This window comes from Octadecabacter antarcticus 307, from assembly GCF_000155675.2.
GTDB lineage: Bacteria > Pseudomonadota > Alphaproteobacteria > Rhodobacterales > Rhodobacteraceae > Octadecabacter > Octadecabacter antarcticus.
In genome coordinates this window covers 3,318,237-3,343,197 of sequence record NC_020911.1, presented here as the reverse complement: position 1 = coordinate 3,343,197, position 24,961 = coordinate 3,318,237, and the positions used below count along the sequence as shown (strand labels likewise).

At 56.2% G+C, this 24,961-nt stretch carries 26 protein-coding genes and 3 pseudogenes; 12 read left to right on the top strand and 17 right to left on the bottom strand.

The window, feature by feature from the left end; genetic code table 11:
• Window positions 1-2 precede the first annotated feature (2 nt).
• From OAN307_RS17120 to OAN307_RS30260, 4 genes and pseudogenes are all read left to right on the top strand, one after another.
• Window positions 3-1,142 (top strand): acyl-CoA dehydrogenase family protein, encoded by a 1,140-nt coding sequence (locus OAN307_RS17120; RefSeq protein ID WP_044043949.1) that lies wholly within the window; start codon window positions 3-5, stop codon window positions 1,140-1,142.
• Window positions 1,139-1,471, top strand: a pseudogene (locus OAN307_RS17115) (enoyl-CoA hydratase/isomerase family protein); the annotation flags it as partial. The gene OAN307_RS17120 and the pseudogene OAN307_RS17115, both read left to right, overlap by 4 nt.
• A 42-nt stretch (window positions 1,472-1,513) precedes the next feature.
• Window positions 1,514-2,116 (top strand): annotated as a pseudogene (locus OAN307_RS17110) (IS6 family transposase); the annotation flags it as partial.
• A gap of 67 nt (window positions 2,117-2,183) precedes the next feature.
• A pseudogene (locus OAN307_RS30260) lies at window positions 2,184-2,902 on the top strand (DDE-type integrase/transposase/recombinase); the annotation flags it as partial.
• A gap of 50 nt (window positions 2,903-2,952) precedes the next feature.
• On the opposite strand, the gene OAN307_RS17100 reads toward OAN307_RS30260, so the two are convergent.
• The 3 genes from OAN307_RS17100 to OAN307_RS17090 form a co-directional block, all read right to left on the bottom strand.
• Window positions 2,953-3,228, bottom strand: coding sequence for an IS110 family transposase (locus OAN307_RS17100; RefSeq protein WP_044043945.1), 276 nt, complete (start codon window positions 3,226-3,228; stop codon window positions 2,953-2,955).
• 112 nt (window positions 3,229-3,340) lie between these two features.
• Window positions 3,341-3,595, bottom strand: a complete 255-nt coding sequence (locus OAN307_RS17095; RefSeq protein ID WP_275450617.1) for an integrase core domain-containing protein — start codon at window positions 3,593-3,595, stop codon at window positions 3,341-3,343.
• Between the two features lie 55 nt (window positions 3,596-3,650).
• Window positions 3,651-4,727, bottom strand: coding sequence for an IS110 family RNA-guided transposase (locus tag OAN307_RS17090; RefSeq protein WP_015500866.1), 1,077 nt, complete (start codon window positions 4,725-4,727; stop codon window positions 3,651-3,653).
• A gap of 145 nt (window positions 4,728-4,872) precedes the next feature.
• Between OAN307_RS17090 and OAN307_RS17080 the strand changes: the two genes are divergently transcribed.
• Window positions 4,873-6,002, top strand: a protein-coding gene (locus OAN307_RS17080) for an IS3 family transposase (protein ID WP_085982890.1) whose coding sequence is annotated in 2 segments (ribosomal slippage) — window positions 4,873-5,119 and window positions 5,119-6,002 — 1,131 coding nt in all. Because the reading frame shifts where the segments join, the coding sequence is not laid out codon by codon here.
• On the opposite strand, the gene OAN307_RS31390 is transcribed toward OAN307_RS17080, so the two are convergent.
• The 12 genes from OAN307_RS31390 to OAN307_RS17030 all read right to left on the bottom strand — a co-directional run bounded on the left by OAN307_RS31390 (window position 5,920) and on the right by OAN307_RS17030 (window position 15,551).
• Window positions 5,920-6,222 carry a transposase gene (locus tag OAN307_RS31390; RefSeq protein ID WP_187292486.1) on the bottom strand — a complete coding sequence of 101 codons (303 nt, stop codon included), beginning with the start codon at window positions 6,220-6,222 and terminating at the stop codon, window positions 5,920-5,922. The genes OAN307_RS17080 and OAN307_RS31390 overlap by 83 nt on opposite strands.
• Before the next feature lie 32 nt (window positions 6,223-6,254).
• Window positions 6,255-7,997 (bottom strand): proton-conducting transporter transmembrane domain-containing protein, encoded by a 1,743-nt coding sequence (locus tag OAN307_RS17075; protein WP_015500865.1) that lies wholly within the window; start codon window positions 7,995-7,997, stop codon window positions 6,255-6,257.
• Window positions 7,994-9,469: a complex I subunit 5 family protein gene (locus OAN307_RS17070; RefSeq protein WP_015500864.1), complete on the bottom strand. Its 1,476-nt coding sequence runs from the start codon at window positions 9,467-9,469 to the stop codon at window positions 7,994-7,996. The genes OAN307_RS17075 and OAN307_RS17070 overlap by 4 nt, the downstream gene beginning before the upstream one ends.
• Window positions 9,466-10,920, bottom strand: coding sequence for a complex I subunit 5 family protein (locus OAN307_RS17065; RefSeq protein WP_083903071.1), 1,455 nt, complete (start codon window positions 10,918-10,920; stop codon window positions 9,466-9,468). The genes OAN307_RS17070 and OAN307_RS17065 overlap by 4 nt, the downstream gene beginning before the upstream one ends.
• Window positions 10,910-11,185: an NADH-quinone oxidoreductase subunit K gene (locus tag OAN307_RS17060; RefSeq protein WP_015500862.1), complete on the bottom strand. Its 276-nt coding sequence runs from the start codon at window positions 11,183-11,185 to the stop codon at window positions 10,910-10,912. The genes OAN307_RS17065 and OAN307_RS17060 overlap by 11 nt, the downstream gene beginning before the upstream one ends.
• On the bottom strand, window positions 11,182-12,081 hold the full coding sequence (locus tag OAN307_RS17055; RefSeq protein WP_015500861.1) for a hydrogenase subunit MbhD domain-containing protein: 900 nt from the start codon (window positions 12,079-12,081) through the stop codon (window positions 11,182-11,184). Before OAN307_RS17055 ends, OAN307_RS17060 begins: the two co-directional genes overlap by 4 nt.
• Window positions 12,078-12,371 carry a cation:proton antiporter gene (locus tag OAN307_RS17050; RefSeq protein WP_015500860.1) on the bottom strand — a complete coding sequence of 98 codons (294 nt, stop codon included), beginning with the start codon at window positions 12,369-12,371 and terminating at the stop codon, window positions 12,078-12,080. The genes OAN307_RS17055 and OAN307_RS17050 overlap by 4 nt, the downstream gene beginning before the upstream one ends.
• The gene (locus tag OAN307_RS17045; protein WP_015500859.1) at window positions 12,368-12,619 is read right to left on the bottom strand and encodes a monovalent cation/H+ antiporter complex subunit F; all 252 of its coding nucleotides are present in this window, start codon (window positions 12,617-12,619) and stop codon (window positions 12,368-12,370) included. Before OAN307_RS17045 ends, OAN307_RS17050 begins: the two co-directional genes overlap by 4 nt.
• On the bottom strand, window positions 12,616-13,071 hold the full coding sequence (locus OAN307_RS26830) for a Na+/H+ antiporter subunit E (RefSeq protein ID WP_245541060.1): 456 nt from the start codon (window positions 13,069-13,071) through the stop codon (window positions 12,616-12,618). Before OAN307_RS26830 ends, OAN307_RS17045 begins: the two co-directional genes overlap by 4 nt.
• Window positions 13,072-13,814: 743 nt before the next feature.
• On the bottom strand, window positions 13,815-13,967 hold the full coding sequence (locus OAN307_RS29100; protein WP_015500856.1) for a hypothetical protein: 153 nt from the start codon (window positions 13,965-13,967) through the stop codon (window positions 13,815-13,817).
• Between the two features lie 271 nt (window positions 13,968-14,238).
• Entirely contained in the window at window positions 14,239-15,027 is a 789-nt protein-coding gene (locus OAN307_RS25480; RefSeq protein ID WP_015500855.1) for an anti-sigma factor family protein, read from the bottom strand.
• Window positions 15,024-15,551, bottom strand: coding sequence for a sigma-70 family RNA polymerase sigma factor (locus tag OAN307_RS17030; protein ID WP_015500854.1), 528 nt, complete (start codon window positions 15,549-15,551; stop codon window positions 15,024-15,026). The genes OAN307_RS25480 and OAN307_RS17030 overlap by 4 nt, the downstream gene beginning before the upstream one ends.
• A 325-nt stretch (window positions 15,552-15,876) precedes the next feature.
• Here OAN307_RS17030 and OAN307_RS17025 point away from each other — a divergent pair, with 325 nt between their 5' ends.
• Window positions 15,877-17,319, top strand: a complete 1,443-nt coding sequence (locus OAN307_RS17025) for a dynamin family protein (RefSeq protein ID WP_144055605.1) — start codon at window positions 15,877-15,879, stop codon at window positions 17,317-17,319.
• Between the two features lie 461 nt (window positions 17,320-17,780).
• Window positions 17,781-17,987 carry a hypothetical protein gene (locus OAN307_RS27515; protein ID WP_085982889.1) on the top strand — a complete coding sequence of 69 codons (207 nt, stop codon included), beginning with the start codon at window positions 17,781-17,783 and terminating at the stop codon, window positions 17,985-17,987.
• 36 nt (window positions 17,988-18,023) lie between these two features.
• Here the strand turns inward: OAN307_RS27515 and OAN307_RS17020 are convergent, their stop codons facing one another.
• Both OAN307_RS17020 and OAN307_RS29095 read right to left on the bottom strand, forming a co-directional pair.
• Complete coding sequence (locus OAN307_RS17020) at window positions 18,024-20,075, bottom strand: ATP-dependent nuclease (protein WP_245540880.1); 2,052 nt, start codon at window positions 20,073-20,075, stop codon at window positions 18,024-18,026.
• Between the two features lie 422 nt (window positions 20,076-20,497).
• Entirely contained in the window at window positions 20,498-20,635 is a 138-nt protein-coding gene (locus OAN307_RS29095) for a hypothetical protein (protein WP_187292485.1), read from the bottom strand.
• 418 nt (window positions 20,636-21,053) lie between these two features.
• Between OAN307_RS29095 and OAN307_RS17015 the strand changes: the two genes are divergently transcribed.
• The 5 genes from OAN307_RS17015 to purN all read left to right on the top strand — a co-directional run bounded on the left by OAN307_RS17015 (window position 21,054) and on the right by purN (window position 24,958).
• Window positions 21,054-21,935: a DUF2333 family protein gene (locus OAN307_RS17015; protein ID WP_245540879.1), complete on the top strand. Its 882-nt coding sequence runs from the start codon at window positions 21,054-21,056 to the stop codon at window positions 21,933-21,935.
• A 31-nt stretch (window positions 21,936-21,966) separates the two neighbouring features.
• On the top strand, window positions 21,967-22,326 hold the full coding sequence (locus tag OAN307_RS17010; RefSeq protein ID WP_015500849.1) for a hypothetical protein: 360 nt from the start codon (window positions 21,967-21,969) through the stop codon (window positions 22,324-22,326).
• A gap of 250 nt (window positions 22,327-22,576) precedes the next feature.
• Window positions 22,577-22,894 carry a DUF1476 domain-containing protein gene (locus tag OAN307_RS17005; protein WP_015500848.1) on the top strand — a complete coding sequence of 106 codons (318 nt, stop codon included), beginning with the start codon at window positions 22,577-22,579 and terminating at the stop codon, window positions 22,892-22,894.
• 403 nt (window positions 22,895-23,297) lie between these two features.
• Window positions 23,298-24,350, top strand: a complete 1,053-nt coding sequence (gene purM / locus OAN307_RS17000) for a phosphoribosylformylglycinamidine cyclo-ligase (RefSeq protein WP_044044895.1) — start codon at window positions 23,298-23,300, stop codon at window positions 24,348-24,350.
• Entirely contained in the window at window positions 24,347-24,958 is a 612-nt protein-coding gene (gene purN / locus OAN307_RS16995; protein ID WP_044043941.1) for a phosphoribosylglycinamide formyltransferase, read from the top strand. The genes purM and purN overlap by 4 nt, the downstream gene beginning before the upstream one ends.
• Window positions 24,959-24,961 lie beyond the last annotated feature (3 nt).

Below are 24,961 nucleotides of genomic sequence, written 5' to 3'. Positions count from 1 at the left end.
ACATGGATTTTGCGCTGAGCGAAGAACAGACATTGATTTTTGACATGGCCAAGGCCTTTGGCGACGAACATATCAAACCCAATGCGCAGGCGTGGGAAAAGGCTGAAAACATCCCGAAAGACCTGTGGCCCAAGCTGGCAGAATTGGGGTTTGGCGGGTTGTACGTGCGCGAAGAAAGCGGTGGATCGGGGCTGTCACGGCTGGATGCAACGCTGGTGTTTGAGGCGCTGAGCATGTCTTGCCCGTCCGTTGCGGCGTTCTTGTCGATCCACAATATGTGCGCGGCAATGATTGATAAATTCGGTTCTGACGCGCTACGGGCGCAGTTCCTGCCCCGTGCCCTCAGCATGGAGATGGTCTTGTCCTATTGCTTGACTGAACCGGGGTCCGGGTCTGACGCTGCGGCCCTCAAAACCCGTGCTGAGCGCACGAATGAAGGTTATGCGCTGACTGGCACAAAGGCGTTCATTTCGGGTGGGGGGTACTCTGGCGCCTACATCGTTATGTGCCGCACTGGTGATGACGGGCCCAAAGGCATTTCTACTGTGATCGTCGAGGATAAAACCGACGGGCTGTCTTTTGGTGGACTTGAGGACAAAATGGGCTGGCGTGCGCAGCCAACGCGGCAAGTGCAATTGGACGATTGCCACATTCCTGCGACCAATCTGGTGGGCGAGGAAGGCAAAGGGTTTACATATGCGATGGCTGGGCTGAACGGCGGGCGTTTGAACATCGCGGCCTGTTCGCTGGGCGCGGCGCAGGCGGCATTGACCCAAACTGTGGCTTATATGGCCGAGCGCAAGGCATTTGGAAAATCCATTGATCAATTTCAAGCGTTGCAGTTCCGGTTGGCGGACATGGAAATTGAATTGCAGGCCGCGCGTGTTTTTCTTCACCAAGCCGCGTGGAAACTGGACACTGGTACGCCCGATGCCGCTGCGCATTGTGCCATGGCCAAAAAGTTCGTGACCGAGGCGGGCAGCCGCGTGGCCAATGATTGTCTGCAACTGCATGGCGGCTACGGCTATCTGGCCGATTACGGAATAGAAAAGTTGGTGCGCGATCTGCGCGTGCATGAAATTCTTGAAGGTACTAACGAGATTATGCGCATGATTGTCAGTCGCGGGATGATCGCGAAATGAGCGATATCGACATTCGCATCGAAGGGCGCGCGGGGCGCATTAAGCTGAACCGACCCGATGCTCTGAATGCTTTAACTACTGAAATGACGTTAGCGATTGAATCCGCAATTGATGAATGGCGCGACGCAGACATTGATTTGGTGATGATTGACGCGGCTGGCATATGGGCCTTTTGTTCTGGTGGTGATATTGCCGACATGTACCGCAGCGGCCAAAATGGTAATCTGGACTATGGGCGTTAGTTTTGACGTGACGAGTATCGGCTGAATACGAAGCTTTATGAATACCCAAAACCCGTCATTAGTTTTCTACAGGGCACTGTCAGAGGAAACTGACTTGAGGCTGGCAGGGCCGCGACTTAGCATAGAGGGATGATTAAACGCAGCCCTTTCCGCTACTTTAAGACGTCTCCCGAAATCATCCGCTTGGCCGTGATGATGTATGTCCGTTTTCCGCTTTCACTCCAAAATGTGGAGGACCTACTGAATGAGCGCGGCATCGACATTAGCCACGAAACAGTCCGTTTCTGGTGGAATAGATTTGGCCCGCTGTTCGCGACTGGGATACGCCAGACGCGCGTTAAACAAATGCGCGCCTACTCGAACTGGCAGTGGCATCTCGATGAGGTTTTCGTGAAGATTAACGGTGAGACGCACTATCTTTGGCGGGCCGTGGATCATGAGGGTGAAGTGCTCGAAAGCTATGTGACGAAGCGCCGTAACCGTAAAGCAGCATTGAAGTTCCTCAGAAAAACTATGAAACGCCACGGCAAAGTTGAGGTTCTTGTCACCGACAAGCTACGTGCCTATGGCGCTGCGATGAAGGTCATTGGCAGCGCCAACCAGCAGGAAACTAGCCGCAGGCTCAACAACCGCGCTGAGAATTCACACCAGCCATTTCGAAGGCGGGAACGGGCCATGCTGCGCTTTAGGCGCATGCGAAGTCTGCAGAAGTTTGTCTCCGTCCAGGCATCCTGTGTTGACCTGTCGCGGTTTGATGGCGCTCCTTTGATAACATTTACTGCAACAAAGGAGATGAACTATGGGACACAGAAGAGCGGACGAATTCGGCAAGGATGCGGTACGCATTGCGCTGACCCGTGGGCTGAAGCGCAAACAAATTGCGGATGATCTTGGTGTTGGGATGTCGTATCGAAAGAGGACTTAGGCCTCGCCCAAGAGAATGATCGGCTTCGACGCGAGACACCATTGCGCGGCAGTCGATACGCAGTATCGATGAGAGGGGAAGAACACCGCGAAAGTTTCGCCACCATTCGGATGTGTCGTGTCATGAACGTCAGTTCTCGTGGCTTGCGGCCGTTCCGCAGCCGTCCTGCCAGCCGCAGACAGCGGTCCGATCTGGTCACACTGGCGCACATCAAAGAACAATCTCGTCTCAGCCTCAACAGCTATGGCAGGCCGCGCATAACTGAGGAACTCAAAGAGATTGGCTTGGATATTGGGCACCGGCGCGTGGGCCGCCCCCTCTCGGCAGATTGCTTTGCAATTACCTGTCCCGCTGCCCGGCAGTCGCCGCTTGCGGCGATGAGACGGGGCAATGGATGCGCCAGAACGGTATATCAGTGGTACAGCAACCGGATGAAGCGGGACTTGGCGATCAGAGCGCTGGCGCTGGAGATGGCAATAGCGTTCCGGTCTCCGCCTCAAGGCTGCATCCATCACACGGATCGTGGCAGCCAATACTGTTCTCACGATTATCAGAAGGTCCTCCGCCAACGTGACTTCAAGGTATCCCCCTCTCATGCATGTAAACATGCACTGCCGGGCCAGTGGATAAGTATCCGTCTTGATCAAGCCCCCTTTTCCACCCAATTTCGATTTGCTTTGATGAGGGCGTTAGCGAGCTCGATGAGCTTTCGCATGAGCGTCGTAAGGGCGACTTTTGGTGGCTTTCCAGCTTTAATCATGGCTTGGTATTTGGTCTTGAGATCGGGGTTGTGCCGCATCGCCACAAGGGCAGGCATATAGAGTGCGTCCCTCACTACTTTCTGGCCGCCCTGAATGAATGATTTTCCTCGCCATTGGCCCGATTGACGCGTCATCCACTGCCCGGCAGTGATTTGCATGCAAATCATGAGAGGGTCTATCAAAATGGTGGCAGCACAGACCGCGCCGATTGAAGTGGTCCTGCTTTTCAGGACAGGTATGTGGCTTGGCTAAGATGCATCTAATTTATGTTCATGCCGATTTTCGTATCTCCGCGTGGCCAAAGTATGCGATGTCCGGTGTTCGCTTATCAAGGGCCGTGTGAGGGCGTTCTGAGTTGTAGAACCCAACCCATGTATCGATGATCCGTTTTGCGTGGAACCCGCCGGTGATTTCATGCAAGTAAACGGCCTCCTGCTTGAGGGATCGCCACTGGCGTTCGATGAAGATATTGTCGAGATAGCGGCCGCGTCCGTCCATTGATATTTTGATGTTGGCTTCGGTCAAAGTTGTGATCCAGCCTGCGCCAGTGTATTGGCTGCCCTGGACGCCCTTCTAAGTGTCAAGCCGCGATCTGAGCCTGATTTATTTGTTTGTGGCGACGCGCGATGATGTTGAAGACTTCGCGCGCAATGTATCGTTTGAGGCAGCGGATCGCTTCTAGCTTTGAATGGCCTGGGGCTACTCTACGTGCGACGTATTCTTGGGTCTTCGTATCCAACCGCAACCGTCCGATTGCAATGATGTGTAACGCACTGTTCGCGGCACGGTCGCCACCTCGGTTCAAGCGGTGTCGTGTGGTTTTGCCCGATGAGGCAGGAACTGGGCTGACACCACACAATGCAGCAAAGCTGGCTTCGGATCGGAGGCGTTGAGGATTGTCGCCTGCGGTCAGCAACAATTGGGCTGCGCTGTTCAACCCGATTGAGTTGCGTGCGATCAGCTCTGGGGCCAAATCTGTGACAATTGCTTGGATCATAATGTCCAGCTCGGCGACTTCATCATGCAGTTCAAGATACCGGCGGGCCAGTGATTTGAGAGCTATCCGATAAGCTTCTTCAATATCTCGAAACGCAGTCAGGTCAGGACGCCAGGCTGCTAAAGTCCTGATCAGTTGCATGCGGGTCATCTTGCGCAGGGTGTCGCGCAATCGGTCAGGCGCGCAAACGATTGTCGTCTGGATAATTTGCAGTGCAATCCGCCGCGCTTGGACGGCGGTTTTGCGACAAACCTTCAGCACACGCAGGGATTCCACCATCCCATCTCGACTGCGCGGGGTTACTGTGCGCCGTTTTTCGTAGGCTGCGTGAGCCGCACTTTCCGCATCGAAGTCATCGTTCTTGCCGCGCCGTCTTCGGTCCAGCTTGTCAGGTGCGCTTACCTCTAGGACGTCCACACCAGCAGCCTGCATATATCGCAAAAGTCCTGCGCCATAGCTGCCAGTGCATTCAACCCCGATACGTTGTAGGTTTCCGAAGGATAGCATCCAAGCCAGCATCAGCTTGTATCCCTGCCGCGTGGTGGCAAAGCTTTGCGTACCAAGCACCTGATCGTTTTGATCAACAACAGCAGCGACGTGCAGATCTTTGTGAGTATCGACGCCACCGACGACGGGTGAAGTCTTTGAGAGTTTGGCCATGCTGTCATCCTTTCCAGCTTTCGATTGAACTAACTTCATCGGAAAGAATGCACGGACAGGACAGTCATGAGATCAAGTGGTTTGGTCTTGTCACGGTTTAGTTCCCGTCTCTTTCGAGCAATGTTTGCTATGAAGGAGATAGAGAATGGCAAAGAGATACACAGATGAGTTTCGGCGTGATGCGGTGCGCATGGCGACGACGAGTGGGTTAACGCGGCCTCAACTTTCATCAGATTTAGGGGTTGGGCTTTCGACGCTGAACAAATGGGTTCAACAGCATCAACACGATGACCTGATGTCAGGACCGCATCAAGACGTTGAGAAGGAGAACACGCGGCTTCGCAAGGAAGTCCGTCTGCTGCGCGAGGAGAGGGAAGTGTTAAAAAAGGCGGCGATCTTCTTTGCAGGCCAAAGCCGGTGAGGTTTGCTTTCATCGACGTCTGGAAAGAAGAATGGCCAGCTGAGTTTCTGTGCCGCGTTATGCGGGTCACATCACGTGGTTTCCGCGCGTGGCGGGTTCGCCCGATGAGCCAGCGACAACGAGATGATATGGTGATCCTAGCTCATATCCGTGAACAGCATCGCTTAAGCCTGCAAAGCTATGGGCGGCCTCGGATGACCGAGGAACTGCAAGAATTGGGATTGAAGGTGGGCCATCGTAGGGTCGGACGTCTGATGGGCGAGAATGGCATCAAGATCATCAGAACCCAGAAGTACAAGGCGACAACGGACAGCAACCACACGTTCAACATCGCACCAAATCTGTTGGATCAAGATTTCTCAGCGACTGGCCCCAATCAGAAATGGGCTGGCGACATCAGCTACATCTGGACAAGTGAGGGCTGGCTGTATCTTGCCGTCATCCTTGACCTGTATTCTCGCCGCGTCATCGGCTGGGCTGTCAGTAACCGCATGAAGAAGGATCTGGCAATCCGGGCGTTAGATATGGCCGTTGCTTTGCGCCAACCACCGGAGGATTGCATTCACCATACGGATCGTGGTTCGCAATATTGCTCAAATGAGTATCAGAAGCGCCTGTCCAAGCACGGCTTCAAGATCTCGATGAGCGGCAAGGGAAATTGTTATGATAACTCTATGGTTGAGACGTTCTTTAAATCCATCAAGGCTGAGCTGATCTGGCGTAACCGATGGGATACACGCCGTCAGGCAGAAGGTGCTATATTCCAGTATATCAACGGATTTTATAATCCAAGGCGCAGGCACTCGTCGCTAGGTGGTAAAAGCCCCTTGGCATTTGAACGAAAGGCCGCATAAAAGAGTTCAGAGACCGGAACGTAAGCGTGACAAGTCCACTTTTGACCTTGTCGGTAAAAAACCCGGCCATGCCTTCGATCGCCTGTCGTTTCCATGTGCTCACCTGCGTTGGGTGGAGCTGCCGCTTGGCCGCAATCTCCTGAACCGTCTTGTCACCGCGCAGCGCCTCAAGCGCCACAGTAGCTTTAAAGTTGTCTGAAAAGTTCCGTCGCTTTGTCATTCTCGTATCCATTCGTTCGTGTTGGATACATCTTAGCACGCTGTCCAGTTTTGCCGGACCACTTCAGGTAGTGAAGGTACCAGTTGTGCGGGCGCTGGCGTTAGCACCATGAGAAGCGCCAGTCCCACCACAATGCCCAGGATCGCGAACGCCCCGCGCTCTGGCCGAAGTAGGGCCGCAGCGGGGCGGCGACCGAAAGCAGCGGGACGGCGAATGTAAAGAGTGCGGGCTGGGTTGGGCGACATGAGTTTGAGAGCCAGCTCTGGCCGCGAGGCGCCGCGCACAAATCCAAGCAATTCACCTGGAGCCGCAGGTTCCAGGCGCAGCCCTGCAGTGTGGAAAACCATGCCAAACAGCGCTGCGAGAACACCTGCAGTCGCAAAGGGCAGGAGGTCGGCCACTGTGGTGGCGTTGGCTGCGTCCGGCGTAATGTCGGCAATCGCGAGGCCAAAGATAACCAGTGCCGTCATTGCAAACCACGGCAGTGCGACATCGCGCGCAATTTCGGGTTTATACGCTGCTCGTGCCAGCAAGAAGAGTGCGCGCAGCATCAGAAGTGCGGTCCCGAGGCTTGCTACAAAAAGCGCGGCGCCAAGCCAGATTGTCCATCCTTCAGGCGCATCCCCAAGCGCGGTCTTCAGGGCGTCCTTGGCCAGCCAGCCACTCGTGCCGGGGATCCCTGCAAGGGTCAGTGCGGGCAGCGCCATCAGAGCCAGAACTGCAAAGCGCGCCGCAGGCCTTTGCGTGGCCCAGACCGCTGGAACGCCAAGGAACAGCGCTGCCTTTGCAAACGCGTGGTGGACAGCCAGAAAAACAACTGCCGGGGCGATCAGAGGCCACGTTTCGGGCGCGGCAAGTGCTGCGGCCAATCCCAGCAGGATTAGGCTCATCTGGCCAATACTGGAATAGGCGAGCACCGCTTTGGGATCTCCTTGAACCAACCCAAGGATGGGCGCGAGGATAAGGCCGGCCAGCGCCATCGCGGCGAACGCCACAGCGATTTCAGGTAGTGCGATTTGGCCCAGCGGCAGCACGGAGATTAGACCGAACAGTCCGGCTTTTAACATCGCCCCCGACAGCACAGCGCTTGCCGGGGCAGGGGCCGCGGCATGTGCCACTGGCAGCCAAAGATGCAGGGGCACGGCGCCAAGTTTAATCAGGAACCCGATCGACGCCAGAACCGTTGCTAGCAAGGGTACGGTTTCGCCCTTCATAGAAGACAGCTGCAAATCACCCACGGCGAAGGCACCGATCGCCAGACCTGCAAAAAGTGCAACCTCCCCGACGATGGCAAAGGCGATATAGATCCGTCCTGCAAAGGTCTGCGCCACACCGCCGCCGTGCAGCACCAACCCCCAGGAGGCAAGGCTCATCATCGCGAAGAAAGTATAGAACGCGGCCATGTCCTGCACTATCAAGAGGCCTAGATTGCCCGCCATAGCAAAAAGAAAACAAAAGGTGGTACGGTTCTGGACGAATTCACCATGTTCATCGTGTGCCATCAGCCGCATCATCTGCCACCCTGCAAGTCCCCAGAGAAGTGCTGTGAACACTAAAAAGGGTGCGGCGGTTTCGGTTACTGCAAAGTCAGTTCCGAGCAGCAGCCAGTCGAGGCGCAGCGGCACAGGGCCCGGATCGGCAAGTGCCGCCAGTAATGCCGGTAGCGGTGCCAGTGGCACCAGTGCGCGAACACAGGGCCGCAGGACTGGAATGCAGAGTGCAAGAACCAGCACCATCGGCGCAGCGGGCACAAGCCAAAGAGGGACTTCGATCATAGGTATTCCAAAGAAACGATAAAGCGGGTCCAGCCAAGTGGGCTGAATGGCGCGTTTGCAAAAAGACCGGCGGCAACGACCAGAGCAGCGGTTACAGCTGGCGGCAAGACAAGCATCCAGCCGAGAGTGCGGCGGACTGGTCCAATCTCTGGTGGATCGAGAAACCATGCCCGATAGAGGATTGGCAGGAAATAGGCGGCGTTCAGCAGGCTGGACCCCACAAGCAGTGCAATGACCGCAGGTTGCCCCGCCTCAAGACCACCGGCAACCAAATACCATTTGCTCAGAAATCCAGCGAGGGGTGGGATGCCGATCATCCCGAGGGCGCCGATCGTAAAGGCAAGCATCGAGACGGGCATGAGGCGGCCCATGCCATTCATTGCGCTTACCGTCTTGACCCCGTGCGCTTCGGCAAAGTTGCCAGCCGCAAGGAACAGCGTGATTTTCATGATGCCCTGATGGATCAAGTGCGTCAGCCCGCCAATCGCCGCCAAAGGTGAGACGAGTGCAATCCCAAGCGTGATGTAGCTGACTTGGCTGATGGTCGAATAAGCGAGCCGTTTTTTCAGATCGTCCTGTCTCAAAGCGCAAACAGAACCCCATATTATCGTGGCAGCGGCCAGTAGGGCGAGCGGTGTGGCAAGACCCAGCGCTTGCACGTTTTCCACCCCAAAGACATCATAGACGATGCGCATGATGCCGAACGCACCCGCCTTTACGACGGCGACTGCGTGTAGGAGTGCGCTGACCGGTGCGGGGGCGACCATTGATAGTGGCAACCAGCCGTGCAGCGGCACCAGAGCCGCCTTGACGCCGACGCCCGCGATCAGCAGCACAAAGATGGCGATCAGCGCGATAGCGTCGGTCTGCGCAAGATCGCCCACCAGCACGCCGCGCGGCGTGAACGTCACCTCACCCGCCAATGTATATAGCCAGATCGTACCAAGCGTCAGCGCAAGCCCCCCACCAAGCGTATAGGCAAGATAAATCCTGCCTGCGCGATGCGCCTCGGCCGTGCCGCGATGGACAACCAGTGGGTAGGTGGCAAGTGTCAGCAGTTCAAAGAAGATCAAGAAGGTAAAGAGATTGCCAGACATCGCGATGCCCACGGTTGACGCCACACACAAGGTGAAGAAGCCAAAAAAGCGGCTGCGATCCACCCCGTTTTCCAGATACCCGATCGCGTAGACGGTGGTAATCAGCCACAGGATTGCTGAAAGGGCAAGGAACAAAACCGATAGCGCATCAGCCTGTAGATGCAGGTCCAGCCCCGGTGCGACCGTGAAACGTAGATCGGGCGATCCACCCTGCACGACCACGAACGTCAGCCAGACGACCAGCGCGACCTTTACGCTCGCCGCGGTGAGATTTACGATCGACCTCAGCCGGCTGGCATGCTCTGGGATCATCAGGATGATCGGCGCGACACCGAGCGATGTCATCAAGATTGCGACGGGTAGGAACTCGCTCATTTTACAGTGATCTCCAGAAGAGTGAGCGGGAATGCCGAGGCAAGGCCAAGGACCAGAGCCGACGTGGCAAGCCCAAGGGCAGTGATATCGCCTGTGTGCCAAGCCGGATTATGTGCGGCGGGGGCAATATGCGGGCCACCCCGTAGGCAACGCGACACGACGCGGTAAAGATAGGCAGCCGAAAGCGCCGTTCCTATCAGGATCAGTGCGACCCAAATCCATGCGTCTCGCGCGATGAGCCCGTCTATCAGAATCCACTTGCCGATGAATCCAGCGGTGGGTGGCAAGCCGATTAGGCTGACTGAGGCGATGGCAAAGGCAAACTCTGCAGCGCCGGGGCGGATCTCTTTGCGGTTTAAACCTGAGATGTAGTCGTGTCCTAGTTCTTCGGCGATGCGCCCGACAGCGACGAACATCGCCGCCTTGGCAAGTGCATGCGACAGCATCAAAAGTGCTGCGGCCTGCCAAAGACCATTTTGCTGCAAGGTGTCGCCTGCGACGCCAATTGCCAGCGCGATCAGGCCGATTTGCGCGACTGTCGAATGTGCAACCAGCAGCTTGAGCCGCGCGGCGCGAAGCGCGCCCCACGACCCCCAAAGCATCGCGCCAGTCCCCATCAACGCGAGCGCGAGGCGCAGAGCCTCTATGCCTGCGCCACCCTCAATCGAGATGCGAAGGATGACATAAAGCGCGGCCTTGACCACAAGGGCCGACAACAGAGCACTGGCCAACGGTTCCGCGCTCGAATGGGCCGCAGGCATCCAAAAATGTAGAGGAAAGAGCGCGGCCTTGACAGCAAGACCGGCGACAAGAAGCGCAAGCGAGATCCGTCCTGCGGCCGTTTCGGCCAACATCGGCACCGCCTCAATATCCACGCGCCCAGTTGCGCTGTAGGCCATCGCCACGCCGAGCAACAGCAGAAGGCTGCCTGAGAGGCCTGCGCTTAGGTAGTCGAAGGCTGCACGCAACGCGCTGGGCGTGCCCTTCAGCGCCGTCAGGCCGACGGCAGTCAGGCCCAGGATCTCGAAGGCGACATAGATATTGAAGAGGTCACCGGATAGGAACAAGGAGTTCATAGCACCAAGTGTCGCGAGCCAGAGTGGCCAGAAACCAGCACGCAGCGATGCTTTTTCTTCGTCTATGCGGCTTGACGGCCAAACGCCCCAGCTTGTTGCCTGAAGAGCCACCGCCACGCCGACCCCTGACGTCATGAGCAACATCAATGCCGCAAGCCCGTCTGCGACAAAAACGATCCCGAGCGGTGCGGCCCAACCGCCGATTGCGACAACGCGCGCGCCATCTTGGAGAATATCCAGCGCCAGCCACAGGGCAATAACGGCAGTCAGAGCAGTGGTTGGTAGGCCCCAAAGCCCAGAAGCGCGCGGGGTCGCCGCCGCGCCGACAGCGGCAAGCAAGGGCAGCAAGACGAGCAATGAAATTTCACTCATCATCGTGCCCGTCGATCCGTTCAGCCAGAGCCAACAGCGCAGCAGTGACCCCGACAAGTACAACGATTCCCGTCAGAACGAAGGCCTGCGGCACTGGATCGGTCATGCCCGCGTTCCGCGCAGACGCAAAAATAAGCACTGCAATTCCGATTGCCAGCACGTTCAGCGACAGGACGCGCAAAAGCATGTCGCCATAGGTGGCAAGTCGGTAAAGTGCCAGACCGACTAGGCTAGACCCAGCGCAGATATAAATCAGCTCGGACGTCATTTTAGGGGCCTCCGGGGCGTGCCGCAGAACAGCAGGCAGAGCATGGCGGCAATGGAAAGCGTGAGTGCCGACTCGATTGCGATGATCCAGACTTTTTCAGCACCGTCGGGGTAGAGCAGGAGTGTGCCCGTCAAAGCCTCAGTTCCAAGTGCGGCAAGTGTGAACACTGCAAGTCCGGCAAAAGCGAGCATCGTTCCCCATGCTAGGAGGCGCGTCGTAGGCACTGCAAAACCGCCCAGCAACAGCACAAGCAGTCCGCCGGCCAACATCGCCCCGGCTTGAAAGGCACCACCTGGAACGCTTGCGCCCTGCCAAAGCAAATGTCCGGCGAGAAAGGCGCACATCGGCACAATGATGCGCGCGAACGGCAGCATTAACTGCCCCAAGGCGCTGGGTTGTGGAAAGGCAGGCGCGACGATGCGCACCAGAACGAGCGCTACGAACAGCACTACAATTTCAAGCAAGGTGTCCCAAACACGAAAATTTAGAAGAACCGCCGTCACGGGATTGGTCACGCCGCTTTCGGCCAGCCGTTCGCTAACGAGCGCTGGATAGACGGCGGTACCTGACGCCGTGTAAACGGCCCAAGCAACCGCGCCGGCGAAAGCACTCGCGATTAACGCCGCAAAAAACCGATGAACAGGGGGCGATATGCGGTTTTCCGCTGGCTTCAAACGACGGGCACTTCGCAGCAGTAACGCTCCAGTCAGGCCAGCGCCGATTGCAGCTTCAGCGAGTGCCACATCGGGCGCTCCGAGGCGCACGAAAGACAGAGCAACCAAAAGTCCAGTTACCACAAAGCCCGTAACGGAAGCGATACGATCGTGCGTGCCCAGTGCGGCACCAGCCGTAAAGAAGATGCCAAGGGCGAGCAAAATATCAAATGCCAAACTCATTCGATGTCATCCTCGGGTAGATGTGAACGCGCGATGAGATGGCCCAAGGTTGCGCCCGACAGCGCCACCAATACGACGCAAAGACCAAGAGCCAGAAGTGCGTCCAGACGTCCTTTAAGACAGACGGCTCCCAGTGCGATTAAGGTCAATCCAGCGGAATCCGCCTTTGTCAGCGCGTGGAGCCGAGACAAAGCATCTGGAAGGCGCCATACTGCCAAAGCCGCAATCAACAGGAAACCCACGCCAAAAGCCATCAGCGTCAGGCCCAGCACATCCAAAATCACCGTCATGGCCGAGGTTTCCTTAGGGCGACGAAGGCAAGCCCCGTTACAGCAGAAAGTGCGGCAAAAACGAGCGCTGTATCAAACAATTCAGGCGCATTACCCGCCACACCAAGAACGATCAGCGTTGCGACCGTTCCTGTCCCGGCAAGTTGTGCGGCAAGGATGCGGTCTGCGGCAGTCGGGCCAACAATGAGCCTGGGCAAGGCGGCAAGCGTGGCAACAAGCGCGCAAAGCGCGAGAAAATTCAGGATCATGGCACCATTTCCGTGTGATCAAGTCTGTAGAATTCGGCGATGCGCGACTCGAGCGCTTTGAGTTCGGCGCGCGTGGCATCCGACAGGTCGAGTGCATGTACCGTGAGCATGTCATCCTCAATCTGGGCGGTCAGCGTACCCGGCAGAAGCGTGATCGCCACTGCAAACAGTCGACGCGGTCGACCCTGGGGCAGGTGTGTACGCCAAGATAGGCACCCTGGCTGGAGCGACTGCGGCGATAAGCTGCGCCGGCTTACATCGATCGCGCCGCGTAGGATTCCGACGATGACGAATTTGGCAAAGCGCAGCCCGGCGACGGGTGAGAGGCGGAACGGCGCGGAGGATGGCAAGAACAGTGTAAGCGCCCCGCCGATCAGTGCCATAGGGACCCCCACCGTCCAACTTGCCGAGTCGCCCCAGTGGAACCCGGCCCAAAGGAAGATGAGCACCATAGCAGTTTTAAGCGCGCCTATTACGCGCCCGGGTGAAAGCGCAGGGTCTGGAACCCCTATGTTGAGCTCTGTTGCTACCGGTGGCGCTTTCTGCCGGTCGATTGAAGGAACGTCCCGATTGGTCATAGAATCTCCTATGGCAGTGTCAAAAGGCGCTGGAGCGAAGGTTCCGACATCGCAACCCGCTGCCATGCGGTTGCCAGAGGGGCCCGGACCCTTTCGGTCGTTTGAACAATGACCAGATGGAGCGGATTCCTTTGTGACCCGCATTCATCATAAAAACGCGCAGGTCGCGCGATTCATCCCTGAGCGGTGTCGAAAAAAGAGGCCGCTGCGAAGGTCGACCTCATGTAGGTGAGGGACCAGGCAAACCGCGCCGGGCAGTAACCTGGGCGATTGGTTGCTCTTGATCAACGTGGACGGCCATTAGTTTTTGGTCACCAAGAAATGTGTACCATCACCCAGCCGCGGCAATCCCTGCGCTAAGCATCAGCAATATTCAGGCAGCGCCAATCTGCATCTGCCATGCCAAGAATGATACAAGGCCCCTCTGTGGGTCACCCCAGTCAGTGGCAAACCGTCGTCGCGACCGGAACGCTAGATTGCCTTGGCCGCGACGGGTACTTTCGCCAGTCCCATCGGGTGGGTCGCCACAGCCCCGTCGCCTGACTGCAACGTGGTGAAGGCCAGCAATGCTGCCTCGGCGAGCGCCGCCATAACGAGCCCCTGATAACAAGATGAAATCAGCCGTTCCCTGAGATTCTCCGCCAGATGTTCATCATCCAGCTAATCACAGTTTCCGCTTCCGGCAGTTCCTCCTGCTCGGGCTGAACCTGTGACTGCGCCGCATCCTCTTGTGGCTGTTCCTCATGTTCGGGTTGAATCTGTTGTTTCATCGCTTCCTCCTTCAGTTATTGCGGGGCCGCACATCGGGCTGGTACTATTGCCCGTCGACCACAAACTAATAACGCGCCGCGAGGCTTTTCCATCCCTGCACAGCTTAAAAATATGCGGATCAGCTCTGTGGGAAATGGTTCTGATGCAGGACCGCTTTTTGCTTATCGAGGCCGCTTAGAATGGTAGAGCATGAAAGTCGCGCAGCTGTAAAAACAAGAAAAGGCACCGCACAGCGATGCCTTTTCTTGTCGACAGTGGTGCCAAATAACGTCAGAGGCTTCCACCCAAATTTTGCGCCATTGTTTGTATCAATCCCAAATCGCTATCGCCAACCAGTGCAAAATCGATATCTGATGTACTCCAATACCCCACTGAACGGCTTGGGTATTCCGCCATCTGAAACGCCGAAACTGGTTGGTCGACGAGATGTCTACTTAGTGTAAGAGAATATCGTCCCCCATTTGCGTTTTCATAAATGAATTGCGCAAGTGGTCCTTCCTTCGTTCCCAGAAGGCGCGACCCGACTAGTACCATGCCATGCTCTGAGAGGTTTGGCGCAGCTATGGGCACACCAACCTTTTCAGAGAACCACTCTGTCGCGTCATCAATCGCGTCGCCGGTGAACTCTGCGGGGTGCAGCGCGTCCTCTGCAAAGACGAGATGGGCCCCCAACGCTTCGGATACGTATTCGGGCAAGCCTGAGGCCTGCGGTGATAATGCGCCATGCCCCCACCAGCCGAACGCCACAAACGCGCAGGCCGCAGCTATCTGAGACCCTATGCGGCTCCATGCATTGAACGCGATTGCCCCGTGCGGCGTGCTGCGCCGTTGAATGGCTGATGAAAGACGGCGCTCAAGCCGCGCGGTCTCAAGATTCTGGGGTTTCTCATCGAGGAAATTCACAGCTTCGCTGATTTGAGCCTTCTGTCGGGAAAAGGCATCAAACTGAGCGCGTGCCTCAGGATCCACGTCTAATTGCGCTTCGATCTCTGCGGCTTCCTCGGGTCCGAGTTCGCCGTCAAGATAGGCGTTCAAGCCCATATTTAGATTTTCTGTCATCCGTTTTTCTCCGTACAAACAACCAGGTTGGGTGGCGTCGGTTTCAATTCCTCAACGATCCGGCGTAGGGTTGTGCGCCCTCGGCCTATCCGACTGTAAAACGTGCCAAGCGGCACATCGAGAACACGCGCGGCCTCGGCATAGCTCATCTGTTGCAGAGCGATGAGGACGATGGGCTGCCGCTGCGCCTCGGGGAGTTGGTCAAGCGCATCAAGAACCTGCTGCAGCTCAATCCGCATGGTCGGGTCAGTTGTGTCTACCGGCTTTGGCAGCATAGGCTTTGCCTGCTCGCGCACCTGATGGCGACGACGCTCGCTCACGTGCGTGTTGTGCATGATGCGAAACATCCAGACCCGAAGGTCGGTACCGAGCTGCCAGCTGTCCGAAGCGCCGATCGCCTTAACCAGCGTTTCCTGTACAAGATCCTCTGCCGCGTCGCCGTTGCGGGTCAGAACAAGCGCATATCGTCTTAGACTGGTCACATAGTCATGTATACCACTTTCAAGCTCTTTGCGTACGCTCACCGAATTCTCCTTTGGCACACTTTTATGAGCCTATATAAATAACGCGCGTTCCGCCACTTTCATCCCCGCAGAAAGGATTTAATTTTCGATTGTCCTTTCTGCCGCATTTCTAGGGATGAAACCCTGTCCCAGCGCGTTTGTGTTTTCAGATACGCCAGGAGGCAACAGAAATGACGACAACCCCGCAAACCACGATTGTTCCGTGTGATGCTAAGACTGCACGACGCCAGTGGTGGCGCAGGGTCACCGATTTACCGTCGGCATCAAACTATCATCGCCGACATGGCCTCACGGCACCGGAAGGGAGCAACCTTTGCAGCAAGTAATGGAACAGTACGCAGATATGATCCGGGAGTTCTATAGCGACCCTCTCGACCCCCTTGCAAAGCAGTTCATGTTCCGACGCCCCCCGACCATCGGGGAGCTACGGCGTCCTCCGCAGGTGCTTATGCTTGGCAATCACTCGTCGGGCAAGTCCACCTTCGTGAATCATTTGCTTGGTATGGAGGTGCAGAAGACCGGCGTTGCGCCAACCGACGACAACTTCACGATCATCACGTATGGCCCACACGAAACTGACCGCGACGGCCCCTCGGTCGTCAGCAATCCAGACCTACCTTACGAAGGCCTGCGCCACTTCGGCGACCAGCTTGTCTCTCATATCCGCTTGAAGTTGCAACCGGCCGACCTGCTTCGCACTGTGACGCTCATCGACAGCCCTGGAATGATCGACGAAGCAAAAGAAGAAAATGGTCGGGGCTTCGACTTTCCCGGAGTCGTCCGCTGGTTCGCCGATCGCGCAGATCTGGTGATGATCTTCTTTGATCCGGACAAGCCAGGCACGACCGGCGAGACACTGCAGGTGTTCAAGGAGTCGCTTAACGGGATCGATCACAAGCTGCTGATTGTTTTGAACAAAATGGATCAGTGCCAAAACCTGCACGACTTCGCCCGCGCTTATGGTGCGCTGTGTTGGAACTTGGGCAAGGTCATTCCGCGCAAAGACTTGCCTATGATCTACAACACCTTTGTGCCGCTTGAGGGAAAGCCTAAATCAGAGCTGCCGTTGGAAGACTTCGATAAGGCCCGGAACGACCTGATCAATGAGCTCCGCCGTGCCCCAACGCGCCGGATGGACAATCAGATCACGCAAATGCAGGCCTTTGCCGAGCGGCTGCGCCTGCACGTCTTTGTCATCGATGAGGCCGCGAGGCGGTACAGACGATCGCGGGAACGCTCTTATGCCACCCTGGTGCTTCTGTTCGCCGCCCTTGGCGTTGGTGCTTTTGTAACCGGCTTTATCCTCGCGATTCCTGCACTGGCCGTCGTCGCGGCCGCTGCCGCCGCGCTCCTCGAATTGGTGTCTTTACCCCGCAAGAAGAAACGCCTTATCAATCAGTTTGACGAGATTTTCGAAGGGCTCCATGATCGTGAATTGTTGGTGCGCGACCGGGCGGAAGATCTGCGCGCGATGTGGGAAGAGGTGCACCCGCGGGCCCGTGAGGTCGCCGAAAAGCGCGGATTGCAGTCTTTTGAGAAAATGAACTGGCTGGATCGCGAGGTTCTCAACGAGTTAATTGAACAGGACATTCCGAGGTTGCGGAGCGAATTGTATGACGCGTTGCGAAATGTCTCTCTCGACGTCAGCCCACCGAGCGAAGGACAGCCCGCCGTAGAAGAATCGGCCGATCTAGAAGAACAGCCCACTGTACCTGTGGCGCCGAACGATCGGGGCTCTTTCAGCTGGGGAAAACGGAACCCGGGCTAAGCGCGTGGGCCCTGCGTAAGCATAATCCTCGGATGGGCAGGTATCTGGACTGAACCGCCGTCTGGAGGAAGCCAGCTTCGTCCGCCTTTTCCATGAGATGGACATTAATTCAATCGAATTGCAGGCTTTGCAAATCCGTCCCCGCAGCCGAAGGCAGCGCTTTGATTGTCTCTTTGGCATACATCAAAGCGCTATCCCCTCTCTTTGATTGTTCCGCGATCAACTGCCGGTCGTTTGATACGCCAGAACGAAGTATCTTAGGCTAGATACCATTGCCCTGCAGCGACTCTAGGGGGAGTGCCTGCAAACAGCAGTTCGAGCGAAACGAGGGGCGAACATAAGGTGAGATGGGTTAAGGATTTGATCAGAGGGGATCAGATTTACCCACGCAAGATGGACAATAACCATTAATTCAACATCTTCCCTACCCGACAGGCGCGCCTTGTCGGGACCTAGTCGGCTTGTCCAATGTGCTGCTGGCCGAAGCATTAAATCTGGGCATCAGCAAGATGGCCGAAGCCTTCGATCCCCACGACTATTTTCAGATCGCACATTTTCCAAATCGCTGCTGGTTCATCGAAAATCCGCCACCCGCCACACCTTTGAAAATACAGGCTGCCAGACCTAGGTTACCACACAATAGCTGTGGGCTATTGATGGCCTTCTGACAGTGACTGATAGATATGGCGGGCAGGACCTGCCGTTTAAGCCGCGTCCAAAGCCTGCATGAGCGCAAGCCAACGGGACAGTGTTTCCTCGGAAACCCGGGGGTCATCTTTTCCAAGAAGCCACTTACGCATCCGCTCGGCCAGTTGCGTACGCCAGTCTGAAGCCAGAACGATGTCCTGCGACTTTGCCCAGTCCAACACCTGTCGTCGAAACGGTTGCCCGGCAACAATACAGTCGGCAAACAATTTTTCGGGACGACGTTCCACCCGATCCATCATCACGGCCATGTCGTTCGGCTGTATCAAGTCCTCGATCGTCGCTCCAGTAAGGCCGCCGAAGTCAGAGATACGGATTGCAGTCTGTCCCGCTATGCCCATCCCATCTAGGTCTTGGGTCGGAAGGGCGTCGTCGATCATCAGGCGGGGCGGACAGGCATCTGCATCGCTGAGAAGCCTTGCCATCATTTTCACGACTTGGGCGTCACACGCTGGGGCAAAAATCATGTCGCGGCGCGGTTGAAACTGGCCCGATGCGATGCAGACTGTGCGGATCACTGAAAGGTAGATTTGCTCAACCCGGCCCGGCACCAGTACAGGCTTTGCACCGCCCAGACTTGCCTCGGCAACCGCCAGATTTAGGGCGGCGCGTATGGCGTAACCGGCCCCTTTTTTGGTATCATTGCCTTCAGTGTCGAGCAGGTCGCTGCTAACACGGGTCGACCCGTCACGATCTACGAAAACTTTACGTGCCCGCGCAAGCCTGTCTGCATCCACAAGAAACGGCGAATGTGTCGTATAGATAATTTGATTGTTTTCGGACAACCCTTCAAAGAATGCCGAAAGGTCACGCTGTGCGAGCGGGTGAAGCGAATGACCTGGCTCATCCAGCAACAGCACGCAGTTGTCATGCTCGCCCTTTGCCTCGTGCAGGAAAACCAAGAAGAAGCTCAAGAACCACTGCAATCCAGTTGAACGGTGTTCAAGTTCAACTTCCTGTGGGCGGCGGGCATCGGCGACCCAGATGCGGAAATGGTTGCCGTCCGCCTCAAACCGAAATTGATAATCGCCTTGTTTCCACCACTCGGAAAACCGACCGGTAAGCTTGGCTCCTGCAGATTGCAACAAGATCGACCGGGTGCGTTTGGCCTCTGAAATCTGGGCCAGTAATGCAGGATCGGGCGTGTCTTCGTGCCCGCGCGCGCGCGCCCAGAGGCTGCGCAGGAGCCCAGTCCGGCCCTGTTCCTCGATCATCAGCGCCTCGGCCTCATCACGCAGATCGCGGAAATCGCGGCCGAGTTCGAGAATTTCCTTTGCCTGCACTCCTACAAAATCAAACAGAACCCGCAAAGTTCGGGCTTTGGCGCTTTCTTTAGCACCGAGATCACCGCGGTTCATGTTTTCGACAACATGGGGAAGGTATATCTCGCTGTCGAGATTGCCGTAGTTGGAATAGTAGACGAACCGTGGGAGCCGCGCGATTACGGCAGCGTGCACATCGTCACGGCTGCCTGGATCGGGCCTATACAATTCTGCCACAGCTTTATCTAGAACGACGTGCAACCTGCGCAGTATGGAAACCACATGGCTGACCGCTGGCGGATCCTCTGGGATCAGGGCAGCAACAGCATTGCGGGCAAGCCGTAGTTCGTTGAACGTGACGTCCTGCTGTTCGTCAAAATTGTCGATCAGTTTGCCGAGCACTGCGCGAGCATCAGCGGCGCTGTCCTCCTCCTTTGGGTCGGCGGCAAGATCATCTTGCGCGGTCCGCAGTGCCGCAAGCGCGCGCTGGATGCAGCCGCCTCTGTCGCTCTGGTGATCGGGGAACCCAACGCGATAGTTGCCATCATACAAACGCGCGACGCTGATCCGCCGAGCTGTGTCGACCGGGATGTCTGCCAAGTCGGCCAAGGCCGTGGCTTCGATGCCAGTCTCGAACTCGGCGGTAATAAACTCGAATTGGTCTGGCGCATTGCGGATCATGACAAATAGCGACTTGGGATAGTCCGAAGTCGGCTGAAGTGCACCGCCACCGGCTGGATTTAGCTTCCACAGCGGCAGCATAAGATTGGTCTTCCCGGATTCGTTCACGCCGACCAGAGCGGTCACATTGTCCACCGATAACCAGCCAGAATCAAAGACTGAGCGAAAGTTGCTGACCCGGTAACGGCTAAGCCTAAACCCCGACTCTTGCGGGGCACCTTTCCGGGACGGGTTCGTGTGATCTTTCGGAGCTTCGATTTCGAAGTTGGTGTCTTGAAGCACGGATATTCTCCTATAATTTCGGCGGCCTGGCTGGTGTGGACATTCGCCCTGTCGCCAGTTGTCAATCGTGTGACACAATCATCCGCAGTTATTCCAAGAACGCGCAGGGTCGCAGTTTCATCCCGCCAGCGGATGGAAAACTGTAAGTCACGGCCGACTTTTCATCCGAAATTGTTGGGATATTAACGTTCTATAACGCAGCGACTAAAGTCTGCGATGATCTGTAACCGCCCAATTGGCACCGCGCCTTAGTCGGCGCAATCGCGCGAGGTGACGACGGTCCAGTTACACGCCAGCAGCGCGTTAAGGCAGTTGGTCTTGGGATCGTCGATGCGCTCGAGGAAGCCTGCGTGAACGACGGTCGGCGGTTGAAGGGCGGATTCCATAAGCTGTTAGGACTGTATCACACGACGGCGTGGCACGGATTATTCGATCTGTTGCCTCTTGGACTGCTGACTTAGTCAGGAATGCCTCGTCCAAGTTCTTTGCGTAAGCCTATCTAAGTCGTAAAAAACAAGTACGCGCGTGGCGTCACTTTTATCCCCGTGGGACGCTTCTATTTTCTGTTTATCCTTTCTGCCGCATTTCTAGGGATGAAACCCGGTGCCAGCGCGTTTGTGTTTTAAGATACGCAAGGAGGCCACTGACGTGCCGACAACCCCGCAAGATAAGATTGTTCCGAATGGTGCCAAGACTGCACCTAATGGCGGCAAGACTGCGCGACGTAAGTGGTGGCGCCGGTTCAAGCCGCGCTTAAGTTGGTTCAGGCCGCGCTTAAGTTGGCGAAGCGGCAAATTTTTGGTTGTGGGACTTTCGCTCGCGATCATAGTCAACTACGGCGTTTTCGGCCTTATGAAACATGAGGTTGATGCCAATCCTGAGTTTCAGGCCATCGTTGCACCTGCGAATGGCAGCGCTGCCGTCGCAACTGCCGCCGCCCTGCTGGACCGTGAGTTAAACGTACATGGCTGGACACCCAACGATCCGTTTTTCGCGCCGTCTGGGATTCTTGACAATATGCCGAATTTCCAGATTGGCGTGATCAATGCAGTAGGCCGCTTCAGTTTTGAGATGTTGGACCAGATTGGTCGCAGGAGCGGCTCGTCCAGCGCCGATCCCGATCTTGAGCGCGCCTCGGGCTTCTTGCAATACCCGCCCAATATCTGGCTTTGGGAGCCGTCAACCTCTTTCCTTCCTTCAGTCCCGTCTGAGCGCCAATACCTTCAGGGGCTTGCAGCACTTCAAAGCTACAATACCCGCCTTGCACGCGGTCAGGCGGAGTTCGAACTACGCAACGATACGCTTGCCGCCGCGCTTTCGCGCATCTCTGACGACCTTGGATCGCAGACCTCGCTTATTGATCAGGCTCAAGACACCGGATGGTGGATGTTCAGCCAAGCTGCCGACGACGTATTTTACCAGAATAAGGGGATGCTTTACGCCTACGACGTCATTCTCGAGTCACTGGGCGAGGATTACGTCAAGGTCATCGATGAGAACAACCTCGGCCAGATCTGGGGGCAGGCCATGGACAGTCTCCGGCTGGGATCGCAGCTGCGTCCCGCCATTGTGCTGAACGGAAATCTCGACAGATCCATCTTTGCCAACCACCTCGCTCTGCAGGGTTTCTTTATGAAACGCGCGATTCTGCAGCTTGAAGAAGTGATTGGCGTGCTGGCCATCTGATCCAGACCAAACATCAAAAGAGGACTTTCCTATGTTCAAAAAACTTCTCAGAACTGATGATGCAATGACGCCTGATCACGCATCCGCAAACCAAGGCCGTGGGCTGGGCGCTCTGAGGCACGCTTATGCCAACTGGCGCTTCGGCAAAGACGTCGCCTCCATTGTGATCGCACTTGACCGCCTGCCCAACCATCAACTGCACTTGCTCGGTCTTCATCGGGAAGGACTGATTGATGCCGTTGGTGACATGATACTTAGCGCCGAGCAAGATCGTGCGATTGGCCGAGAGGTTATCGCCATACTGGACGCGTCCAAAGATCGTACTTTTAGCCGCCATGATATTACGCCTGAAGGACATCCAAAACAGCCAGAAACCGCAGCTGAGAAATGAAACTCATAGCAAAATTCCAACTGTACACCACTTTGTAATTGCAACGCTCATTACCGGTTGCCCTTGGGCGTCAATACGCGCCGCCTCGCGATCCGCTCCGCTTCTGCTAACCGACGATCCCAAAAAACATATTTTTGGCCTCAAGTTATCGTCAGTATTTCACATTGCGAATAGTTCTGATGCGTATCTTGAAGCGTCGTGAACACCATCTGATCAGAAACAAAGAACCATCAATCTGAGGAGACACCAAATGGCCACAATCAACGATCGTGAGAACGCATTTGAAAACAAGTTTGCGCACGACGCGGAGATACAATTCAAAGTTGATGCAAGGCGCAACAAATTGCTGGGTCTCTGGGCGGCTGAACTGATGGGAAAATCTGGTGATGACGCCGCCGCTCACGCTAAAGACGTCGTCAAATCCTATTTCGAAGAAGGAGGACACGAGGCTGTTTTTGGCAAAGTGTCCAGTGATCTGGGGAGCAAGGCGGATGAAGCTACAATCCGCGCCAAGATGTCCAGCCTAATGCATGAGGCCCAATCACAAATTATGACTGAGCAGAATTGACGGGAAACTTTCAGACAGCGCACCTTAAACTGACATTCCGTTCATAGAACGCCTGCCGTTCGATAATGAACGTCAGTTTTTGAACGTGTGCCGAAGTGCATATTTGTAGGCCCTTTTTCCAGATGTTGTGGATTTGTGTTTCCAGCGACGCGTAAAAAAAGCTACGCCAGAAATCTGCCGGTTCCGCGCCGCGTCAGATAGACGAGCCACGCCAGCCTGACAAAGGCCAGTAAGTGAGGGGGCGAAAGTACCTCGCCCGTATCAAAAATGTCCTGAAGATTTTGCACAAAACTGTCCATCGTCAAATCGCGGCCCTTTTGTGGGGTCCGGGTCAACCATCCGGTTGAAGGGAGCACCGCTTTGCGATATCGCGCGGTGTATTATGTTTGTGGGGAATTGGGCGATGACGACGACAGGTAAAAATGGTCTGACCTATGCGGACGCGGGCGTCGATATCGACGCTGGCAATACGTTGGTGGAGCGGATCAAACCTGCCGCCAAGCGCACCAATCGATCTGGCGTGATGGCCGGTTTGGGCGGTTTCGGCGCGATGTTCGATCTAAAGGGTGCTGGGTTCAAAGACCCGATACTGGTTGCGGCCACGGATGGTGTTGGCACCAAGCTGCGCATCGCCATTGATACCGGATTGGTTGACGGGGTTGGGATTGATCTGGTTGCCATGTGTGTTAACGATCTGGTCTGCCAAGGCGCTGAACCTTTGTTCTTTCTTGATTATTTCGCGACTGGCAAGCTGGAATTAGACCAAGCGACGCGCATCATTAATGGGATCGCAAGGGGCTGTGAATTGTCTGGTTGCGCCCTAATTGGTGGCGAAACAGCAGAAATGCCGGGGATGTACCCAGCGGGTGATTTCGACCTGGCGGGATTTAGCGTTGGCGCGATGGAACGCGGTGCGGATTTACCGCGCGGCGTGGCTGCGGGGGACGTTTTGTTAGGGCTGGCATCCAACGGCGTGCATTCCAACGGCTATAGCCTTGTGCGCAAGATCGTTGAGCTTTCCGGTCTCGGGTGGGCTGATCCCAGCCCGTTTAGTGATGAAACCTTGGGCGAAGCATTGCTTGCGCCGACAACGCTGTATGTCAAAGGCGCGGTTGCGGCGATTTGTGAACCTGACACGGTGCACGCCTTGGCGCACATCACGGGCGGCGGTCTTACGGAAAACTTACCACGCGTTCTGCCCGTTGGCTTGGGCGCTGAAATTGATCTGGACGCTTGGGATCTTTTGCCTGTGTTCAAATGGTTGGGTGATCGGGGCGGACTAGACCAAGGTGAAATGCTCAAGACCTTTAACTGCGGGATCGGCATGGTTGCGGCGGTGGCACCCGATAAGGTCGATGTGGCGCGGGCGGCCTTTGCAGGGGCGGGGCACGATGTCTTTGAGATCGGCAAAGTTGCTGCGGGTGAGGGCGTTCGTTACACCGGTTCGCTGCTTTGACCAAACGCGTCGCCATCCTGATTTCTGGGGGTGGGTCGAACATGGTGGCCCTTGCGCACAGCATGGTTGGGTATCATCCGGCGCGTCCAGTTGTAGTTTTGTCAAATAACCCTGACGCGGATGGTCTTGCCAAGGCACGCGACCTGGGGATTGCAACGGCTGTTGTGGATCATAATGAATTCAACGGTGATCGTAGTGCGTTCGAAGGTATTCTTCATGCAACGCTTGAACGGTTTTCGCCTGATATCATATGCCTTGCGGGGTTCATGCGTATCCTGACCAGCGGTTTTACAGCCCGCTATGCAGGTCGAATGCTGAACATTCACCCGTCACTTTTGCCGAAATACAAAGGCCTGCACACCCATGCACGCGCACTGGAAGCAGGCGACACTGAACATGGGTGCAGTGTGCATGAAGTGACGGCTGCGCTTGATGATGGGCCGATCCTTGGCCAAGCGCGGATCGCGGTTTTGGCAGGAGACACGCCTGAATCTTTGGCTACGCGGTTGTTGCCGCGTGAACACGAACTCTACCCAGCCGTCTTGCGGCGTTTTGCTGCCCAAAATCGCCACGCTGTGCATCTTCCCATCACCCGATCAATCCCCTAGAGT